The 18,050-nt window shown below is 70.6% G+C and carries 17 protein-coding genes; 9 read left to right on the top strand and 8 right to left on the bottom strand.

Going from position 1 to position 18,050, the window contains the following annotated elements:
- Window positions 1-629: 629 nt before the first annotated feature.
- Window positions 630-1,760, bottom strand: coding sequence for a DNA polymerase III subunit beta (gene dnaN / locus ACYVPE_RS35120; RefSeq protein ID WP_461037862.1), 1,131 nt, complete (start codon window positions 1,758-1,760; stop codon window positions 630-632).
- Window positions 1,761-2,555: 795 nt separating this feature from the next.
- Entirely contained in the window at window positions 2,556-4,235 is a 1,680-nt protein-coding gene (gene dnaA, locus ACYVPE_RS35115; protein WP_461037861.1) for a chromosomal replication initiator protein DnaA, read from the bottom strand.
- 415 nt (window positions 4,236-4,650) lie between these two features.
- Between dnaA and rpmH the strand changes: the two genes are divergently transcribed.
- The 9 genes from rpmH to ACYVPE_RS35070 all read left to right on the top strand — a co-directional run bounded on the left by rpmH (window position 4,651) and on the right by ACYVPE_RS35070 (window position 11,128).
- On the top strand, window positions 4,651-4,788 hold the full coding sequence (gene rpmH / locus ACYVPE_RS35110) for a 50S ribosomal protein L34 (protein WP_132819341.1): 138 nt from the start codon (window positions 4,651-4,653) through the stop codon (window positions 4,786-4,788).
- Window positions 4,789-4,812: 24 nt separating this feature from the next.
- Window positions 4,813-5,181, top strand: a complete 369-nt coding sequence (rnpA, locus tag ACYVPE_RS35105; RefSeq protein WP_132819340.1) for a ribonuclease P protein component — start codon at window positions 4,813-4,815, stop codon at window positions 5,179-5,181.
- Window positions 5,178-5,495, top strand: a complete 318-nt coding sequence (gene yidD, locus ACYVPE_RS35100) for a membrane protein insertion efficiency factor YidD (protein WP_132819339.1) — start codon at window positions 5,178-5,180, stop codon at window positions 5,493-5,495. The genes rnpA and yidD overlap by 4 nt, the downstream gene beginning before the upstream one ends.
- 12 nt (window positions 5,496-5,507) lie before the next feature.
- A complete protein-coding gene (gene yidC / locus ACYVPE_RS35095) occupies window positions 5,508-6,611 on the top strand; it encodes a membrane protein insertase YidC (RefSeq protein ID WP_461037863.1) in 1,104 nt (367 codons plus the stop codon).
- 16 nt (window positions 6,612-6,627) lie between these two features.
- On the top strand, window positions 6,628-7,143 hold the full coding sequence (locus ACYVPE_RS35090) for a Jag family protein (protein WP_461037860.1): 516 nt from the start codon (window positions 6,628-6,630) through the stop codon (window positions 7,141-7,143).
- Between the two features lie 65 nt (window positions 7,144-7,208).
- Window positions 7,209-7,898 carry a 16S rRNA (guanine(527)-N(7))-methyltransferase RsmG gene (gene rsmG / locus ACYVPE_RS35085; RefSeq protein WP_461037859.1) on the top strand — a complete coding sequence of 230 codons (690 nt, stop codon included), beginning with the start codon at window positions 7,209-7,211 and terminating at the stop codon, window positions 7,896-7,898.
- Between the two features lie 343 nt (window positions 7,899-8,241).
- Window positions 8,242-9,315, top strand: coding sequence for a ParA family protein (locus tag ACYVPE_RS35080; RefSeq protein WP_461037858.1), 1,074 nt, complete (start codon window positions 8,242-8,244; stop codon window positions 9,313-9,315).
- Window positions 9,312-10,454 carry a ParB/RepB/Spo0J family partition protein gene (locus ACYVPE_RS35075; RefSeq protein WP_461037857.1) on the top strand — a complete coding sequence of 381 codons (1,143 nt, stop codon included), beginning with the start codon at window positions 9,312-9,314 and terminating at the stop codon, window positions 10,452-10,454. Before ACYVPE_RS35080 ends, ACYVPE_RS35075 begins: the two co-directional genes overlap by 4 nt.
- A 56-nt stretch (window positions 10,455-10,510) precedes the next feature.
- Window positions 10,511-11,128 (top strand): GNAT family N-acetyltransferase, encoded by a 618-nt coding sequence (locus tag ACYVPE_RS35070; protein WP_461037856.1) that lies wholly within the window; start codon window positions 10,511-10,513, stop codon window positions 11,126-11,128.
- 80 nt (window positions 11,129-11,208) lie between these two features.
- Here the strand turns inward: ACYVPE_RS35070 and trxA are convergent, their stop codons facing one another.
- The 6 genes from trxA to murJ all read right to left on the bottom strand — a co-directional run.
- Entirely contained in the window at window positions 11,209-11,535 is a 327-nt protein-coding gene (trxA, locus tag ACYVPE_RS35065) for a thioredoxin (RefSeq protein WP_461037855.1), read from the bottom strand.
- 70 nt (window positions 11,536-11,605) lie between these two features.
- Window positions 11,606-12,574: a thioredoxin-disulfide reductase gene (gene trxB / locus ACYVPE_RS35060; RefSeq protein ID WP_461037854.1), complete on the bottom strand. Its 969-nt coding sequence runs from the start codon at window positions 12,572-12,574 to the stop codon at window positions 11,606-11,608.
- Between the two features lie 104 nt (window positions 12,575-12,678).
- Complete coding sequence (locus ACYVPE_RS35055) at window positions 12,679-13,617, bottom strand: anti-sigma factor family protein (protein ID WP_461037853.1); 939 nt, start codon at window positions 13,615-13,617, stop codon at window positions 12,679-12,681.
- The gene (sigM, locus tag ACYVPE_RS35050) at window positions 13,614-14,348 is read right to left on the bottom strand and encodes an RNA polymerase sigma factor SigM (protein ID WP_461037852.1); all 735 of its coding nucleotides are present in this window, start codon (window positions 14,346-14,348) and stop codon (window positions 13,614-13,616) included. The genes ACYVPE_RS35055 and sigM overlap by 4 nt, the downstream gene beginning before the upstream one ends.
- Window positions 14,349-14,424: 76 nt before the next feature.
- Window positions 14,425-16,143, bottom strand: a complete 1,719-nt coding sequence (locus tag ACYVPE_RS35045) for a protein kinase family protein (protein ID WP_461037851.1) — start codon at window positions 16,141-16,143, stop codon at window positions 14,425-14,427.
- A 197-nt stretch (window positions 16,144-16,340) separates the two neighbouring features.
- Window positions 16,341-18,050, bottom strand: a 1,710-nt coding sequence (murJ, locus tag ACYVPE_RS35040; protein ID WP_461037850.1) for a murein biosynthesis integral membrane protein MurJ, incomplete at its 5' end; no start/stop codon positions are given.

The following is an 18,050-nucleotide window of genomic DNA, read 5'->3' as shown; positions in this document are numbered from 1 at the left end:
GCAGGCACCGGGCCGGCGGCCAGCTACCGAGCGCCGACGGCCCAGCGGTGCGACGCCTGCCGCGGCAGCGGGCCAGCGGGCGCGGAGCGCCGACCGCTGGCTGGCGGCCAGCTACGGAGCAGGGCGCGCGGCGCCCGATTGCCTGCGCCTCAGGCGCGAGACGCACCCCCCGGCCGGAGGCCGGTTGCGCAGCGACCACCACCACGGAGCGGGCCCGGAGCGCCGGCGCGAGGCGGAGGGCTCGGCCGGCGGCCGGCTCCGGACCGATCGCCGCCGCGGAGCGAGCCCCATGCCCGGCTGGCGGCCAGGTACGAACCCACCGCGCTGCCCGGAGCGGGCGTGAAGCGCCCGGACGGGCGCCGCGCACCGCGCCAACTGCCGGCTGGCGGCCCAGCGGCGGGCCGGGGCGCCTCTGCGGCGCCTGCCGGCCGCCGGCTGCGGACCGGCCGCTGCCGTCCTCCGGCTCGCGCCGCAGGCGCGTGGGGCTGAGCGGGCCTAGCCCGCGTCCGTGGGTCCACAGGGTGTGGACGGGGCCCGGGAGCGGGCCCGGGGCCCGCAGGGCTGCCGCAGGGCCACCGCGGAGCGGCCCGGCAGACGGGCCGCCAGGCCCGTCACGCCGTCCGGTCGGCTCAGCCGCTCAGGCGTACCGGCATGATCAGGTACTTGTACGCCTCGTCCGCCTCCGCGTCGGCCGCCGGGCGGCCGCTCAGCAGGGCTGGCTTGGTCGAGGTCGTGAAGGAGAGCTGGGCGACCGGGGAGTCGATGGCGCTCAGGCCCTCGAGCAGGAAGCCCGGGTTGAAGGCGATCGAGATGTCGTCGCCCTCCAGCTTGGCGTCCACCCGCTCCACAGCCTGTGCGTCGTCGCTCGAGCCGGCCTCCAGGGTGAGCACGCCCTGCTCGAAGCTCAGCCGGACCGGGGTGTTCCGCTCGGCGACGAGCGCCACGCGCTTGACCGCCTCGACGAACGGGGCCGTCTCGATCACGGCGACCGAGTTGAACTCGGTCGGGAACAGGGTGCGGTACTTCGGCAGGTCGCCCTCGAGCAGCCGGGTGGTGGTGCGCCGGCCCGCGCCCTCGAAGCCGATGAGGCCCTCGCCGGAGCCCGAGCCGGCGAGCGCCAGCGACACCGTGTCGCCGCTGCTGAGCGACTTCGCCGTGTCGAGCAGCGTCTTGGCCGGGACCAGGGCGACCGCCGAGATGTCCGCGACCTCCGGCTTCCACAGGAACTCCCGGACCGCGAACCGGTAGCGGTCGGTGGAGGCCAGGGTGACCGTGTCGCCCTCGATCTCGATCCGCACGCCGGTGAGCACCGGGAGGGTGTCGTCCCGGCCGGCCGCGATGGCCACCTGGGAGACGGCGGACGCGAACACCTCGCCAGGCACCGTGCCGGTGGCGTTCGGCATCTGAGGGAGCGACGGGTACTCCTCGACCGGCAGCGTGTGGAGCGTGAACCGGGAGGAGCCGCACACCACGGTGACCCGGACGCCGTCGGAGGAGATCTCCACCGGACGGTTCGGCAGCGCGCGGCAGATGTCGGCGAGCAGCCGGCCGGAGACGAGGACGGTGCCCTCGTCCTCGATGTCGACCTCGACCGAGACCCGGGCCGATACCTCGTAGTCGAAGCCGGAGAGGCTCAGTGCGCCCTCCTCGGCCTTCAGCAGCAGGCCCGCGAGCACCGGGACCGGCGGCCGGGCCGGCAGGCTCCGGGCGGCCCAGGCCACCGCCTCGGCGAGCACGTCGCGTTCCACCCGGATCTTCACTTCAGCCGCCTCCCGCTGTCTTCATGCCGTGCGCCCCGCCGGCTTCCCGTCAGGGGTCCAGTCTGGCGCACCCCACTGACAGTAGGGGCTCCGGTGAGTCAAATCGACTCCGGATGGGTATGGCGTCTCCGGGCTCGCCTGTCCACAGCACCCACTTCGAAACGAGTCTCGCCCTCTAACTGTGTAGTCGTAGTAGTAGGGCCTGTGGATACGGTGGATAACCTCGTTTTCCCAGCTCAGCGGCCGGTTTTTGTCCACATCGCCTGTGGGTGGAGCGGTGGACGAAGCGGGGGTGGCTGTGGACGAAGCACGGTTCTCCACAGTCGATCCACAGCGAGGGCCGGGTTATCCACGGCTCTGTCCCCAGATTCCGCCGAGTTCTCAACAGGCCCCGGTCCACTCCAGTGTGAGCTGATTCACTCTTGCCGGTGAGACCGCGCGTTGCGTTGCCGAACAGTGGACAAAGCTGTGGATTGCCTGTGCACAACCAGCCCTTCGCTGTGGATCATCGAGGTGTCGCGGTGGACAACACGATCGGGCCGTTCGTCGCCCGCGACTTCGTCCACAGTCTGTGGATGAGCGATCTCCACATTTCCACACCCCGCTGACCTGCGAACTCGCCGTTTCCCACGGCCGCCTGTGGACAGCGTTCTGGACAACTCCCGTCACGCACAGGGTGTGGACGACGCACAGTCGGCGAAGCTGTGGACAACTCGCGGTTGCCGGGCGGTAATCGAACGGCGCCCCCGAGGGTGTCCTCGGGGGCGCCGTGAGCAGGTGGGCGGTGCGAGCGGGTCAGCGGCCGTTCTTGATGCGGTTGGTGAGCTCGGTGACCTGGTTGAAGATGGGCCGCCGCTCGGCCATCAGGGAGCGGATCTTCCGGTCCGCGTGCATGACCGTCGTGTGGTCGCGCCCGCCGAAGTACTGGCCGATCTTGGGGAGCGACAGGTCGGTGAGCTCCCGACACAGGTACATCGCGATCTGCCGCGCGGTGACCAGGATCCGGCTGCGGGACGAGCCGACCAGGTCGTCCACCGTGAGCCCGAAGTACTCGGCGACGGCCGAGACGATGGCGTCGATGGTGATCTCCGGGGTGGCGTGCTCGCCGCCCGGGATCAGGTCCTTGAGGACGATCTCGGCGAGGCCCAGGTCCACCGGCTGCCGGTTGAGGCTGGCGAAGGCCGTGACCCGGATCAGCGCGCCCTCCAGTTCGCGGATGTTGCGCGAGATCCGGGACGCGATGAACTCCAGCACCTCGGGCGGGGCGTTGAGCTGCTCCTGCACCGCCTTCTTGCGGAGGATCGCGATCCGGGTCTCCAGCTCGGGCGGCTGGACGTCGGTGATCAGGCCCCACTCGAAGCGGTTGCGCAGCCGGTCCTCCAGGGTGATCAGCTGCTTGGGCGGCCGGTCGGAGGAGAGCACGATCTGCTTGTTGGCGTTGTGCAGGGTGTTGAAGGTGTGGAAGAACTCCTCCTGGGTGGACTCCTTGCTGGCCAGGAACTGGATGTCGTCGACCAGCAGGATGTCCATGTCCCGGTAGCGCTTGCGGAACGCGTCCGCCTTGCCGTCCCGGATGGAGTTGATGAACTCGTTGGTGAACTCCTCCGAGCTCACGTACCGCACCCGGGTCCCCGGGTAGAGGCTGCGGGCGTAGTGGCCGATGGCGTGCAGCAGGTGCGTCTTGCCGAGGCCGGACTCGCCGTAGATGAAGAGCGGGTTGTACGCCTTCGCCGGCGCCTCGGCCACCGCCACCGCGGCCGCGTGCGCGAAGCGGTTGGAGGCGCCGATGACGAAGGTGTCGAAGAGGTACTTCGGATTCAGCCGCGCGGTCGGCTCGGGTGCTCCGCCTGAGGCGGCGGGAGCCGGCGGCCGACCGCCGGGCGGGCCACCGGCCGGCCGCGGGCCCGGCTGGTCCGGGACCACCGGCCCGCCGAGCGGGGCTTCGACGCCCGGCGGCGGCCCGTACCGGTGCTCGGGCTCGGGTGCCCCGTACGTCTCCTGGCGGGCGTAGGGGTATCCGCCCGTGGGCTGCTGCCAGCTCATCGGCCGCTCGACCGGGCGGGGCGCGCGCGGGTGGTCGGGGTAGGCGGGCCTGGCCGCCGGCCGCTCGTGCCCGGGATAGCCGTCGCCCGACTGGTACGGATCGTGGAGCGGCGGGGGCGCCGGCGGCAGCTCGACGGGCTCCGCGCGCGGCTGGGGCACCGGGGGCGGAGCCGTCACCGTCACGGCCAGCCCGACCCGCTGGCCGCACTCGTGGCTGAGCACCTCACAGATCAGCGGCCTGAGCCGGCCCTCGAGCACGCTCTTCGCGTACTCGTTCGGCGCCCCGAGCAGCGCGGTGCCGGAGACCAGGGCGAGCGGCTGGCAGTCCTGCAGCCAGCGGTGGTCCTTGGGCTCGAGGCGCTGGGTGTCGGCGAGCATCGCGGTGAGAGCGCGAGGCCAGACCACGGCAAGATCTGCAGGAAGGTCAGCCACGAGGCACGCTCTCTCACTCGCAGGGGTGGCGCTGGCTTAGGCGGGCGCCCGTGGGGGTGCTGTGTTTCAGGGGGTGATTGGGCAGAGGGAATCGGGAAAGGATTCCGAGTTCAGCCACGGTAGTCAGCGCGGCGCGCGCACATCAAGTCGTTGTCCACAGGGTGTGTACAAGTATGGGCCGTCCGGGTTTGACCTGCGGTACGCCTCGCGCGTACCGTTGCCAGGTCGAGTCGTCGACAGCTGCTGCCGCCTGCCTCCGATGGCCGTCTTCCCAGAGGTGCGCCTCTCCGATGCGCTGCGTTGGCAGCTGACTCGGGCGTTGCGAGCTCTCGCGGGCGCACGGTGACAGCTGTCGGCGGTCCACCTCCTGTTTCGGCCGCCGTGCCGAGCACCGAAGATCTTCTGGAGCCCCCGAGTGAGCAAGCGCACTTTCCAGCCGAACAACCGGCGCCGGGCCAAGACCCACGGCTTCCGGCTGCGGATGCGGACGCGTGCCGGCCGCGCCATCATCGCCAGTCGCCGCACCAAGGGCCGCGCTCGTCTGTCGGCCTGAGCTGACCGACCACAGGTCCATGCGGTGCTGCCCTCCGAGAACCGGCTGAGGCGGCGCGACGACTTCGGGACCGCGGTGCGCCGAGGGCGCCGGGCCGGGCGCCCGCACCTCGTCGTCCATCTGAGCAGCGGTAATGACCCGCACCCGGCGGCAGAGACTCCTCTGCCGCCGCGTGCGGGTTTCGTCGTGAGCAAGGCCGTCGGCAACGCTGTGACCCGCAACCGTGTCAAGCGGAGGCTGCGGCACCTCGTCCGGGATCGGCTGTCCGGGTTGCCCCCCGGTAGCCTGGTTGTCGTGCGGGCCCTGCCTGGTGCGGACGGTGCTACCTACGATCAGCTGGCCCGGGACCTCGATGCCGCGCTGGAGCGGCTGCTGGGAGGGGTACGGCCTTGAAGTACCCGCTGCTGCTGCTGATCAAGCTGTACCAGTGGACCATCAGCCCGCTGCTCGGGCCGGTATGTCGTTACTACCCGTCATGCTCTCACTACGGGTACAGCGCCATCGACAGGCACGGCGCGATCAAGGGAACGGCGCTGACCGTGTGGCGCATCCTGCGCTGCAACCCCTGGTCGCTCGGTGGAGTCGATCACGTTCCTCCCCGGAAGCGTCCGGTGTGGCACCGGCGGCTGCGTGACCGCCTGCGGCACAACAGGACTCTTACCCACGCCTCGCCCGGGGGTGCCCCCAATCATGCCCAAGGAGCCTGACCTGTGGACACGATCAATACGATCCTCAGTCCCCTCTATATCGCTGTGTCCTGGATCATCGTCCAGTTTCACAAGCTGTACAGCCTGGTCTTCGACGAGGACAGCGGCTGGGCCTGGGGTCTGTCGATCGTCTCGCTGGTGATCGTGATCCGGATCGCCCTGATCCCGCTGTTCGTCAAGCAGATCAAGTCGACCCGGAACATGCAGGCGCTCCAGCCACAGATGAAGAAGATCCAGGAGCGCTACAAGAACGACCGGCAGCGTCAGTCCGAAGAGATGATGAAGCTGTACCGGGACACGGGCACCAACCCGCTGTCCAGCTGCCTGCCGATTCTCGCGCAGTCGCCGTTCTTCATCGCGCTCTTCCAGACGCTGAGCCACATCGCCAACAACGACACGGTCGGCGTCCTCACCCAGGCCCAGGTGGAGAGCGCCCGTTCGGCCACGATCTTCGGCGCCCCCATCGCGTCCCGGTTCATGGACAGCGCGGCCGACGTCGCCCGGCTCGGCGCCTCTCTCGGCACGGTGCGCACCGTCACGATCATCATGATCGTCCTGATGTCGGCGTCGCAGTTCTTCACCCAGCGCCAGCTGATGACGAAGAACATGAACCTCGACGTCAAGACGCCGTACATGAACCAGCAGAAGATGTTGATGTACATCTTCCCGATCATCTTCGCCGTCTTCGGTATCAACTTCCCGGTCGGCGTCCTGATCTACTGGTTGACCACCAACGTCTGGACCATGGGCCAGCAGATGTACGTGATCGCGCGGAACCCCACCCCGGGCAGCCTCGCCTTCAAGCAGCGCCAGGAGCGTCTCCGCAAGAAGGGCAAGCTGACCGAGGAGCCGGTGGAGACGGACACGAAGAAGGCCGCCGAGGCCGCGCGTGCCGCTCGTACCCAGCCGAAGCGGCAGAGCAAGGCGCAGCGTCAGTCGGGCGGCGCCCAGCAGCCGCAGGGACAGACCGAGAATCCGCAGGGGCAGGCCGACAAGCCGCAGGGGCAGAAGCCGCAAGGACAGAAGCCACAGGGGCAGCAGCCGCGGCGGCAGCAGCAGTCCAAGAAGTCCCAGCCGGGCAAGCCCAGCAAGCCGTCCGCCAACAGCAAGAAGTGACGAAGGAGCCCCACCCGTGACGGACACCACCTCCACCGCATCGGCAGCTCCCCAGGACGCCGATATCCTCACCCGCCTCGAGCAGGAGGGCGAGATCGCGGCGGACTACCTTGAGGGGCTGCTCGACATCGCGGACCTCGACGGGGACATCGACATGGACGTCGAGGGGGATCGGGCCGCCGTGTCCGTGGTCGCCGAAGGATCAGCCCGTGATCTGCAGAAGCTGGTGGGCCGGGACGGTGAGGTGCTGGAGGCCCTGCAGGAGCTGACGCGGCTCGCCGTGCTCCGGGAGACCGGCGAGCGCAGCCGGCTGATGCTGGACATCGCCGGGCACCGGGCCCGCAAGCGCGAGAAGCTGACCTCCCTGGCCCAGGAGACGGTGCAGCAGGTGAAGGAGAGCGGCGAGCCGGTGAAGCTCAAGCCGATGACGCCCTTCGAGCGCAAGGTGGTGCACGACGCGGTCGCGGCGGCCGGGCTGCGCAGCGAGTCCGAGGGCGAGGAACCGCAGCGTCGCGTGGTCGTTCTGCCGTGAGTGAGGACGCTTCTGGCGGGTCTCTCCCCGCCGATGTCGGGTCGGGCCTGAAGCCTCCCCCCGAGGTGGCCGACACGATCTTCGAGGAGCGGCTGCCGGATGCCGTGCGCTATGCCGAACTGCTCGCCGACACGGGCGTCCGGCGCGGGCTGATCGGCCCGCGCGAGGTCCCCAGGATCTGGGAGCGCCACCTGCTGAACTGCGCGGTGCTCTCCGAGGTCGTCCCGGCCGGCGTGACGGTCTGCGACGTGGGGTCCGGGGCCGGGCTGCCGGGCATCCCGCTGGCCCTGGTCCGGCCCGATCTGCGGATCACCCTGCTGGAGCCGCTGCTGCGCCGCACCACCTTCCTCCAGGAGGTGGTGGAGCTGCTGGGGCTCGAGGAGCAGGTGAGCGTGGTGCGCGGTCGTGCCGAGGAGGTGCTGAACACCCTGCCCCCGGTCCATGTGGTCACCGCTCGTGCGGTGGCGCCGCTGGACCGGCTGGCCGGCTGGGGGGTTCCCCTGCTGCGGCCCTACGGCGAGATGCTGGCGCTCAAGGGCGACACGGCGGAGCAGGAGCTCAAGGGCGCCCGGGCCGCGCTTGGCAAGCTGGGCGTGGTCCGCAGCGAGGTCGTCCAGGTCGGCGCCGGCCTGGTGGACCCGCCGGCCACCGTGGTCCGGGTGGAGGTCGGGGAGAGCCCGGGCGGGGTGCGGTTCGCCGCCAAGCGGGCGAAGGCCGCCAGGCGAGCCAGCCGGGGGCCGCGCGGGCCGCGCTGACGAGAGCGATCGGTCCTCGGATACGACGAGGGTCGGAACCAGGATTGCTAAGAGGGCCGGGGTGCCGCCGGGGCGCCCCGGCCCTCACCCGTTGCGCCGACCAAAGAGCGGAATATATCCCCGAGGCGGAGTGTCGTCCGCCCCGCCCTCGGCGGCCCTGGGCATCGTGTTTCACGTGAAACGCCGATCGCTGCTCCAAGGAATCATCAATCGTGGACGCGCGGCCGCCGAGCCACGTGAGCGCCGTACCCCCCGTCCATCACCCACACGTGGGTCGCGGGTATCCACAGAGGGCCAGCTATCCACAAGTAACCCGTCCTCGGTGGTTCGTACCCCCCAAGACATGGCAGGCTTTGGTCTCACGAAGGCTGCGCGTGTCGAGGAGAGTGAACCATTGCGGTCCGACGCCAATATCGCTGGACCGACGGCCGATCCCGTGCCCGGCCCTCGATCCGAATCGGCGGACGCTCCCGGGGGTGCGGTGGACATCGCCCCCATTGCGCCGCCTCCCGCGGGAGCCGTGCCCGGTAGGGCGGCCCAGCAGGCGGTCGAGGCCATGTATCGCGCCGGCGGCAGTCTGCCCCGGCCGGAGCAGACGCGGGTCATGGTCGTCGCCAACCAGAAGGGGGGTGTCGGCAAGACCACCACCACGGTGAACCTCGCGGCGTCGCTGGCCCTGCACGGTGCCCGTGTCCTGGTGATCGACCTGGATCCCCAGGGCAACGCCTCCACCGCGCTCGGGATCGACCACCACGCCGAGGTGCCATCCATCTACGACGTGCTGATCGAGAGCAGGCCGCTCGCCGAGGTGGTCCAGCCGGTGCGCGACATCGAGGGTTTGTTCTGCGCGCCCGCCACCATCGACCTGGCGGGCGCCGAGATCGAGCTGGTCTCGGTGGTGGCCCGCGAGAGCCGGCTCCTGCGCGCGATCAGTTCCTATGAGCAGCCGTTGGACTATGTCTTCATCGACTGCCCGCCGTCGCTGGGGCTGCTGACGGTCAACGCTCTGGTCGCCGGTGCCGAGGTGGTCATCCCGATCCAGTGCGAGTACTACGCGCTTGAGGGGCTGGGGCAGCTGCTGCGCAACGTCGAGTTGGTGCGTGGCCATCTCAACCCGCAGCTGCATGTCTCGACCATTCTCCTCACGATGTATGACGGGCGGACCCGGCTCGCCTCGCAGGTCGCCGACGAGGTCCGGAGCCACTTCGGCACCGAGGTGCTGCGGACCAACATCCCGCGTTCGGTGCGGATCTCGGAGGCACCCAGTTATGGGCAGACGGTTCTGACCTATGACCCGGGATCCAGCGGATCGCTCTCCTATCTGGAAGCGGCCCGCGAAATCGCCCTTCGGGGCGTGACGTCTCAGCATGTACTGCCGCAGCAGGAGCAGCGCGGCCCGGTGGAGGGGACACAGTGAGCGAACGACGCAGGGGTCTTGGCCGGGGGCTCAACGCCCTGATTCCGGCGGCCCCCAGGAGCGGCGACGATGTCGAGGCGAAGCCTGGCGCCTCGACATCGCCCGGTGCGGTGCCGTCGTTGAGCCCGGAGCGCGGGTTGGCCATTCCGACGGGCCAGGAGTTCTCCGGAGGCGATGGGCCGAACGCCGTTTCACGTGAAACGGCGGAGCCCGGTTCGGTGGCCGAGGTCGTGGCCGCCGGAGTGGGCGCGGTACCCAACGACGTGGCCGGCGCCTTCTTCGCCGAGCTGCCGCTGGGCTCCATCACGCGCAACCCCCGCCAGCCGCGGAAGGACTTCGACGACGACGCGCTGGCCGAGCTGGTCACCTCCATCAAGGAGGTGGGTCTGCTCCAGCCCATCGTGGTGCGTCAGTTGGAGCCGGAGCGCTTTGAGCTCATCATGGGTGAGCGGCGCTTCCGGGCCTGCACGAAGGCCGGGCTCGAGGTGATTCCGGCGATCGTCCGGGCCACCGAGGACGACAAGATGCTCCTCGATGCCCTGCTGGAGAACCTGCATCGGGTGCAGCTCAATCCGCTGGAAGAGGCGTATGCCTACGACCAGTTGCTGCGGGACTTCAAGTGCACCCATGACGAGCTGGCCGACCGGATCGGCCGGTCTCGACCTCAGGTCTCCAACACCCTGCGGTTGCTCCGGCTCTCCCCGCGGGTCCAGCAGCGGGTGGCCGCGGGGGTGCTCTCGGCCGGCCACGCCCGTGCCCTGCTGTCCATCGAGGACCCGGAGGAGCAGGAGCGGCTGGCCCAGCGCATCGTCGCCGAGGGACTCTCGGTGCGGGCGATCGAAGAGATCGTGATGCTCCAGGGATCGGCCCTGAAGAACGGCGCCCGCCCTCGGAAGCCGCGCGCCGGGCGCCGGATCTCCCCCGCGCTCGACTCCCTGGCGACCCGGCTCTCGGACCGCTTCGAGACCCGGGTGAAGGTCGACCTCGGCCAGAAGAAGGGAAAGATCGTCGTCGAGTTCGCCTCGATGGAGGATCTGGAGCGCATCCTCGGCCAGCTCGCCCCGGGTGAGGGACCGGTGCTGGACCAGATCCGGGCCGATGCGCCGGACCCGGAGCAGGAGACCGAGGCGGCCGGCTGACGCCGTCGTCTCGGTTGCCCGATCGCGCCTGACGCCCCATGGATACGATGGGATCCATGGGGCGTCAGCTTGTGCCGCTCACGCTGGACAACCTCGCCGACCTGCCCGCCGCCTGCCGGGGCTGTGTCTTCTGGGAGTTGGATCCGGTCAGCGGCCGGTCAGCGGAGCGGGCCGGCCAGTCGGAGTCGGAGAAGAAGACCTGGATCTCGACCGTGCTGGAGGAGTGGGGCTCCTGCGGTCGTCTCGTCTGTGTCGACCGGCGGCCGGTCGGCTATGCGCTCTACGCTCCGCCGGCCTATGTCCCGGGCGCCACCGCCTTCCCCACCAGCCCGGTGTCCCGTGACGCGGTCCAGTTGGTGACCGCCCGGATCGAGCCTGGCTTTCAGCAGCAGGGGCTTGGGCGGATCCTGATGCAGTCGATGGCGAAGGATCTGTTGGGCCGAGGGATTCGGGCGATCGAGGCGTTCGGCGATGCTCGCTGGGAGGAACCCCGCTGTGTCCTCCCAGCCGAGTACCTGCTGGCGGTCGGCTTCGAGGTGGTGCGGGACCATCCGGCCTTTCCGCGGTTGCGTCTCGAGCTCCGGCGGACGGTCTCCTGGCGGAGCGATGTGGAGCAGGCGCTGGATCGGCTGTTGGCCGGCACCAAGGCCAGGCCGGCGTTCCATCCGTCCTGACGGAGGCCGGGGCGCCGATGGCGGATATGGCAGAGGGCCGGCGCGTTTCACGTGAAACGCGCCGGCCCTCTGACCGTCGATCAAATGAAGTCGCCGAGGTCGCGCTCCAGCGCGGCCTTCGGCTTGGCGCCGACGATGGTCTTCACGACGTCGCCGTTCTGGTAGACGTTCATCGTCGGGATGGACATGATCCCGTAGCGAGCGGCGGTCTCCGGGTTCTCGTCGATGTTGAGCTTGACCACGGTGATCTTCTCGGCGTTCTCGGCGGCGATCGCCTCCAGAGCCGGGGCGATCTGGCGGCAGGGACCGCACCATTCGGCCCAGAAGTCGACCAGCACCGGCTTCTCGCTCTTGAGGACCTTCTCCTCGAAGTCGGCGTCAGTGGCGGTCACGGTGGCACCGGCCATGGCGGTTCTCCTTAGCTTTCGTTCTGCTGGGTGGGGGCCTGTTGTCTGGTGGCGTGTGGTGGGCGGAGGGTCAGACCTGGACGTCCGAGGTGATGTTCTCGGCGTCGGCCAGGGCGGCCAGGTAGCGCTCGGCGTCGAGTGCGGCGGAGCAGCCGGTGCCGGCGGCGGTGATGGCCTGGCGGTAGCTGTGGTCGACGACGTCGCCGGCGGCGAAGACGCCCGGGATGTTGGTCCGGGTGGTCGGCGACTCGACCCGGAGGTAGCCCTCGGGGTCGAGGTCCAGCTGGCCGGTGAACAGCTCCACGCGCGGGTCGTGGCCGATGGCGACGAAGAGGCCGGTGACCGGAAGCGCGGAGGTCTCGCCGGTGCGGGTGTTGCGCAGGGTCAGCCCGGAGAGCTTGCCGTCGGTGCCCTCGATCTCGGCGACCTCGCTGTCCCAGATGAACTTGATCTTGGGGTCGGCGAAGGCGCGCTCCTGCATGGCCTTGGAGGCGCGCAGAGTATCCCGGCGGTGCACGATGGTGACCGTGCGAGCGAAGCGGCTGAGGAAGGTGGCCTCCTCCATGGCGGTGTCGCCGCCACCGATGACGGCGATGTCCTGCTCGCGGAAGAAGAAGCCGTCGCAGGTGGCGCAGTAGGAGACGCCGCGACCGGAGAGCGCGTCCTCGTTGTCCAGCCCCAGCTTGCGGTGCTGGGAGCCGGTGGTCACGATGACCGCCCGCGCCTCGTGGACCTTCCCGGCCGTGTCGGTGACCTTCTTGATCTCGCCGCTGAGGTCGACCGCGACGACGTCGTCGGGAACCAGCTCGGCGCCGAAGCGCTCGGCCTGGGCCCGCATGTTGTCCATCAGGTCGGGGCCCATGATGCCGTCGCGGAACCCGGGGAAGTTCTCCACCTCGGTGGTGTTCATCAGGGCGCCGCCCGCGGTGACCGCCCCCTCGAAGACGAGCGGGTTGAGCGAGGCACGTGCGGTGTAGAGCGCGGCGGTATAGCCCGCGGGTCCGGAGCCGATGATGATCACGTTGCGGACGTCGCTCACGGGAATCTTCCTTGTCTCGGATGGGACGGCCGGGGCCCGGTGAAGACCCTCAGTCCAGTAACGGATCCTAGGGTCCCAGACATTCCCGGCAGGAAGAGCCGGGGCTATTCCAGCGGGTAGCTCCGCTGAGCCAGTATCTCGCCGGACTCCGGCGGGGTGGCGCTGACACAGTCGGCGTCCACCACATAGGCGTCCACCTGCTCGGGGTCGGCCGCGTGCCGGAAGACCACCAGGTAGGCGTTCACGCCGCCGTAGTCCTCGGCCTCGGCGGCCAGGGGGGCCTCCCGGCGGCCGATGGCGTCCTCGACGCAGGAGGGCACCGCCGCCAGCGGCTCCGCCTCCTCCTGGGGCACCGGCGGGCTGGACTGCGTTTCCACCGAGGGTTCGTCCGCGGCGTCACCGCCGGCGTCGTCCTCCGGAGAGCTCTCCGGCGAGGCGGCGGACTCGTCTGCCCCGGCGCCCTCCAGACTGGAGAGGGTGCCCGGCGCCTCCTCGGTCTCGGCCAGGAGCTCCCTGACCTGATCCTCCAGCGGCTGCGAGGCGAACTCGGCGGGCGCGTCCATCTCGGCATCGGCGAGACCGGAGTCGTCGCCGTGTCCGGAGTTGGTGACCAGGGACTCGGTCAGGATGGTGCCCAACCCCAGCGCCACCACCGCCCCCGCGGCGGCGAGCGCCATCCGTGGCCAGGTCCGCTGGCTCCGCGGTGACGACACGGGAGTCGGCGTTGTTTCACGTGAAACGGCGGGCTCGTCGGTCCGGGAGTCGGGCGACGCGGCCTGGCGGGGCACCGTGGGGGGAGCGGTCGGTTGGGCGGCGGTCGCCTCGGCCGCCAGCGCGGCATCGATGCGAGCCGCGACGTCATCGGGGATGGGAGGGACCGGCAGATCCCTGAGCTCCTGGCGGAGCGCGAGAAGGTCCGTATGGATCTCGGCGCAGCCGGTGCACCGCGCGAGGTGCTGCCGCAGTTCCGCGGCTTCCTCCTCGGAGAGCAGGTCCTCGTCGAGCGCCGCGATCTCGGCGGGGTCCGGATGGTTGTCGTTCATGGGTTTCCGCCTCCGCCCCGCCTGGTTCCGGTCTCGCCCGTGTCCCTCGGAGGTGGGACGGATGGCCCCGGTGCCTGGTTCCTGCCGTCGAGGTCCCCGGAGTCCCGGGGGGAATCCTGACTGGTGCGGGGGCGGAGATGGCGCAGCAGGGGCAGGAGCCGGGCCCGGCCGCGGGCGCATCGGCTCTTGATGGTTCCGACCGGGGTGTTGAGGATGCGGGCGGCCTCGGCGACCGGGTAGCCCTGCATGTCGACCAGGACCAGGGCGGCTCGCTGCTCGGCCGGCAGTTCGTCCAGCGCGAGCCGTAGCTCGCGGCGCAGGTCCTGGCGCTCGGCGGGGGCCGCCGCCGACTCGTGCGGCTCCAGGAGGTCCTCGAGACGCTCGGGCTCCGGCATGGGGGCCGTCTTGCGGCTGTTGGCCCGGCGGATGCGGTCGAGGCAGGCGTTCACGGTGATCCGGTGCAGCCAGGTGGTGACGGCGGCCTGGCCGCGAAAGGTGTGCGCGGCGCGATAGGCGGAGACGAGGGCGTCCTGGAGGGCGTCGGCCGCCTCCTCGCGGTCACCGAGGGTGCGCAGGGCGACCGCCCAGAGCCGGTCCCGATGGCGGCGGACCAGCTCCGAGAAGGCGTCGGGATCGCCGGCCGCGTGCCGGGCGAGCAGTTCGTCGTCGGAGTCGACGGCCGGCCCGTCCGTCGCGCGTCTGCCCACGGCGACCCCTCCCCTCTGTGCCATCTCTGCCATCTCCGCCGCCGCTTCCGCCGTTGAACGCCGTGTCTCGCCCGTGCGCCTCCGCGCGGAGGCCGCCGGGTCAGTTCGATACGGTGATCTCGGCGATGCGGCCACGGTAGTTGCCATCGCCACCGAGAGGCAGGTCGGTTAGCCAGACGAGAACGAACTGTGTCTCGATTGGTTCTTCGGCCGTGAGCGTCACGTCATGCCCGGTGCCTTCGGCGACCACGGCGAAGTCGTCGAGGGCGGTGGGCATGTCGGTGACGCCCGGGCCGGCGGCTCGGAACTCCATGGGGGTGTCACCATCGGCGATGACGCTCAGGGAGTTGACGCTCCGGGGTTCGCCGAGATCGAGGATGAGGCCAAGACCGTCCTTGATGTTGCCGAAGTTGGGGCCGTAGTAGTTGTTGGTGTGCCAGACCGTCTCGGGGTCGCCGTCGATGGTGTTGCCGACCACCTCGGGGTTCTGGCTGTTGCCACCGGGGCCCGGGTTGAACTCGACGACCTGGTCGACGGTGAGCGGCCCTGAAGCGGGAGCGTCGTCCTCCCCCTCGACCGCGGGCGGCGTGGGCTGCTCGTTCTCCGGCGGGTTGTCGCCCTTGAGCAGCGCGTCGGCCAGCTGCCAACTGCCCAGGCCCAGGGCGGCGATCAGCAGGGCCGAGACGCCCCACTTGAGGGCCGTGCCGGTGCGGCCCGGCAGCGCGGGTGCCGGCGGGGCCGGGGCGCGCGTCGCGGTGGGCGGGTGCGTGCGGTCGCCGTTGGCCAGCGTGCCGCGCTGGTAGGTGGTGCGCTGGAAGCCCGCGATGTGGGTGGGAGTGTCCTCCGGGGGCCGGATGCGGGGCAGTGCGGCCAGGGACTGGCTGATCTCGTCCGCGGTGGTGAACGGCGGCTTCTGACTGGCCGCGGTGGCGCCCTCGTTGACCAGGGCGCGCATGGCGATCTCCGAGAGCCCACGGTGCACGCCGGCCCGCAGCTGGTCCGGGGTGACCAGCGAGTCCCGAGAACCCTTGCTGAGCCCCGCGACGCCGCTCAGGCCGTAGGCACCGTCGGCGTAGGGCCAGCGCTGCGTCAGCGCCGCGTAGAGCAGCGCTCCGACGGCCTCGGTGTCCGTGCGCTTGGGGGTGTCCGAGGTGATGCCACGCAGCGCCGCGTCGACGGCGAGGCCGCGGATCCGGAACTGGGAGGGGCCGGTGCGCAGCACGGTGGCCGGGGTGAGCCGGAGATGGGCCAGGTCCTTGCGGTGGGCGGCGGCCATGGCCTGGGCGACCTGGGCGGCGAGCGCGGCGGCCTCGTGCGGGTCGAGTGGCCCGGCGGCCAGGACGGTGCTCAGCGGCGTGGCGTCGGGAAGCCACTCGTGGATGACGTGGACGAGGTCGTTCTCCTCGACGGCGTCCAGCACCTGGACGAACTTCGGGTCGCCGAGCAGCGCCGCCGAGCGGGCGGCGGCGAGCACCTGGGGTGCCCGCTCGTGGCCGGCCGGCAGGACGTGGACGCCCACGGCGCGGCGCAGTTTCTCGTCCACCGCGCGCCAGCTGCTGAAGCCGTCCAGTCGGGTGATGCACTCCTCGAACCGGTAGCGCTTGGCGAGCCGGTGTCCGCTGTGCAGCTCGGCGGTGCGGGGCCGATCGGCTCTCTCCCTGCTCGCCTGGTCCGCGGTGGCCGCCGGGGCCCCCGTCGACCCCGCCGTCAGCGCGATCGTCGTGGTGTCCGCCTGCTTCTCGGCCTGCTTGGCGTCCGAGGCCTGCTCGGTACTCGCCGGGCGCTGTGGAGGGCTAGTCGCCGTGCTCCGTTCGGCCACCGTGGGTTCCGCCTCCCCGTTGTCGGCTGTGGGCTATTGACACTGCCAGATTCATTGTGCCGGTAGTCCGCCACCCTGCACGACATGTGAGTACGGGCGGAGGTTGTACGGCGTGTGGCCGAAGGGTGTCCTCACCGGGCCCTCGCTGCGTGGATCCCGGGGATCACGGTGCGGCATCGACATGGTGTGCGCCCTGGTCAGCGGCCGAGCCGGGAACGGACCATGCCGACGAGGCCGGTCAGCTCCTCGACGCGCATCCGGCGGGCCGCGAGATAGAAGACGGCCAGCAGGACCACGCCGCCCACCGTGAGGGCGGCCACCGAGCCGATCAGGCCGGCGCCGAGGGCGTTGAGCAGCGCCAGGCCGGCGGCGCCGCCGAGCAGGGCCGCCGGGACGCTGGCGCCGCAGAGCCGGATGTAGGTGCGGATGATCCGGGCACCGTCCAGGTCGGTGCGGAGCCGGGAACGCAGCCGGCGCCAGGCGATCCCGACGCCGATGACGTAGGCGATGCCGTAGCTGAAGGCGATCCCCGCGACGACCCAGCGGTCGGGCAGGATCGCGTAGCAGGCCAGCGAGAGGACGATCCAGCCGATCGAGACGATCACCGTGTTGTAGAACGGGGTGCGGGTGTCCTCGTAGGCGTAGAAGGCGCGCAGCACGACGTACTGGGCGGAGTAGGGGATCAGGCCGAGGCCGAAGGCCATCAGGATGTAGCCGAAGGACGTGGCGCTCTCCTCGCCGCTCGAGTTGAAGAGCAGGGTGCACATGGGCACGCCGAGGGCCAGGAAGGCGAAGGCGATGGGCACGATGGCCACGGCCGAGGTGCGCAGCCCGTGGGAGAGGTCGTCCCGGACCGCGGCCGTGTCGCCGTCGGCGGCGGACCTGGAGAGCCGGGGCAGCAGGGCGGCCATCACCGAGACCGTGATGATGGCCTGGGGCATCTGCCAGATCAGCAGGGCGCTGTTGTAGGCGATGAAGCCGGTGCCCGCGAAGCCCGCCTCGGCGGCGCGCCGGCCGGCCGCGGTGGAGAGCTGGGTGACGACCAGCAGAGCTGCCTGGTTGGCCAGCACGAAGAACACGGTCCACTTGGCCATCGTGGCGGCCTTGCCGAGGCCGTGGCCGCGCCAGTCGAAGCGGAGGCGGATGCGGAAGCCGGCGGCGCGGAGGTACGGGATCATCGCGCCGGCCTGGACGACCAGGCCGAGCAGGGTGCCGACACCCAGCAGCTGGACGGCCTCGCCGCTGATGGTGTCCTCGTCGAGCCCCGAGGTGTCCTGGGTGCCGTAGACCCAGAGGAACATGCCGAAGGTGAAGATGACGACGACGTTGTTGAGGACCGGGGTCCACATCATCGGGCCGAAGTGGTCGCGGGCGTTGAGGATCTGGCCGATCACCGTGTAGACGCCGGTGAAGAAGATGGTCGGCAGGAAGTAGCGGGCGAAGGTGACGGTGACGTCGTTGGCGCCCGGGTCGCCGGCGATCGAGGGCGACTGCAGGCTGACCAGCAGCGGGGCAGCCAGCATGCCGGCGACCACCAGCGCGGCCAGGGCGGCCATCACCACGGTGAGCAGCCGGTTGGCGTAGGCGTCGCCGCCGTCCGCGTCGTTCTTCATGGCGCGGACGAGCTGGGGCACGAAGACGGAGTTGAGGCCGCCGCCGATGATCAGGAAGTAGATCATCGAGGGCAGGGCCCAGGCGACGGTGTAGGTGTCGCCGAGGACGGCCGCGCCGAGGGCGGCGACGGTGACCAGCTGGCGGACGAAGCCGGTGACGCGGGAGACCAGGGTGCCGGCGGCCATCACGGCGCTGGACTTCAGCAGGCTGGCGGCGCGCCCCTGGCGCTTGGCGGGCGCCGCAGGGCGCGGCGGGGTGGCCTCGGCGGCCGCCGGGCCCTGGAAGACCGAACT

It is taken from the genome of Streptomyces mayteni (assembly GCF_054783955.1).
Note: the sequence above shows the minus strand (reverse complement) of the source record. Positions and strands in the feature narration are given on the sequence as shown.

What these genes read in the sequence shown, in the direction of transcription:
- ACYVPE_RS35080 (WP_461037858.1), top strand. Translation starts at nt 8,242, where the DNA reads ATGGCAGGCTTTGGTCTCACGAAGGCTGCGCGTGTCGAGGAGAGTGAA.
- ACYVPE_RS35070 (WP_461037856.1), top strand. Translation starts at nt 10,511, where the DNA reads ATGGGGCGTCAGCTTGTGCCGCTCACGCTGGACAACCTCGCCGACCTG.
- trxA (WP_461037855.1), bottom strand. Translation starts at nt 11,535, where the DNA reads ATGGCCGGTGCCACCGTGACCGCCACTGACGCCGACTTCGAGGAGAAG.
- ACYVPE_RS35055 (WP_461037853.1), bottom strand. Translation starts at nt 13,617, where the DNA reads ATGAACGACAACCATCCGGACCCCGCCGAGATCGCGGCGCTCGACGAG.
- sigM (WP_461037852.1), bottom strand. Translation starts at nt 14,348, where the DNA reads ATGGCACAGAGGGGAGGGGTCGCCGTGGGCAGACGCGCGACGGACGGG.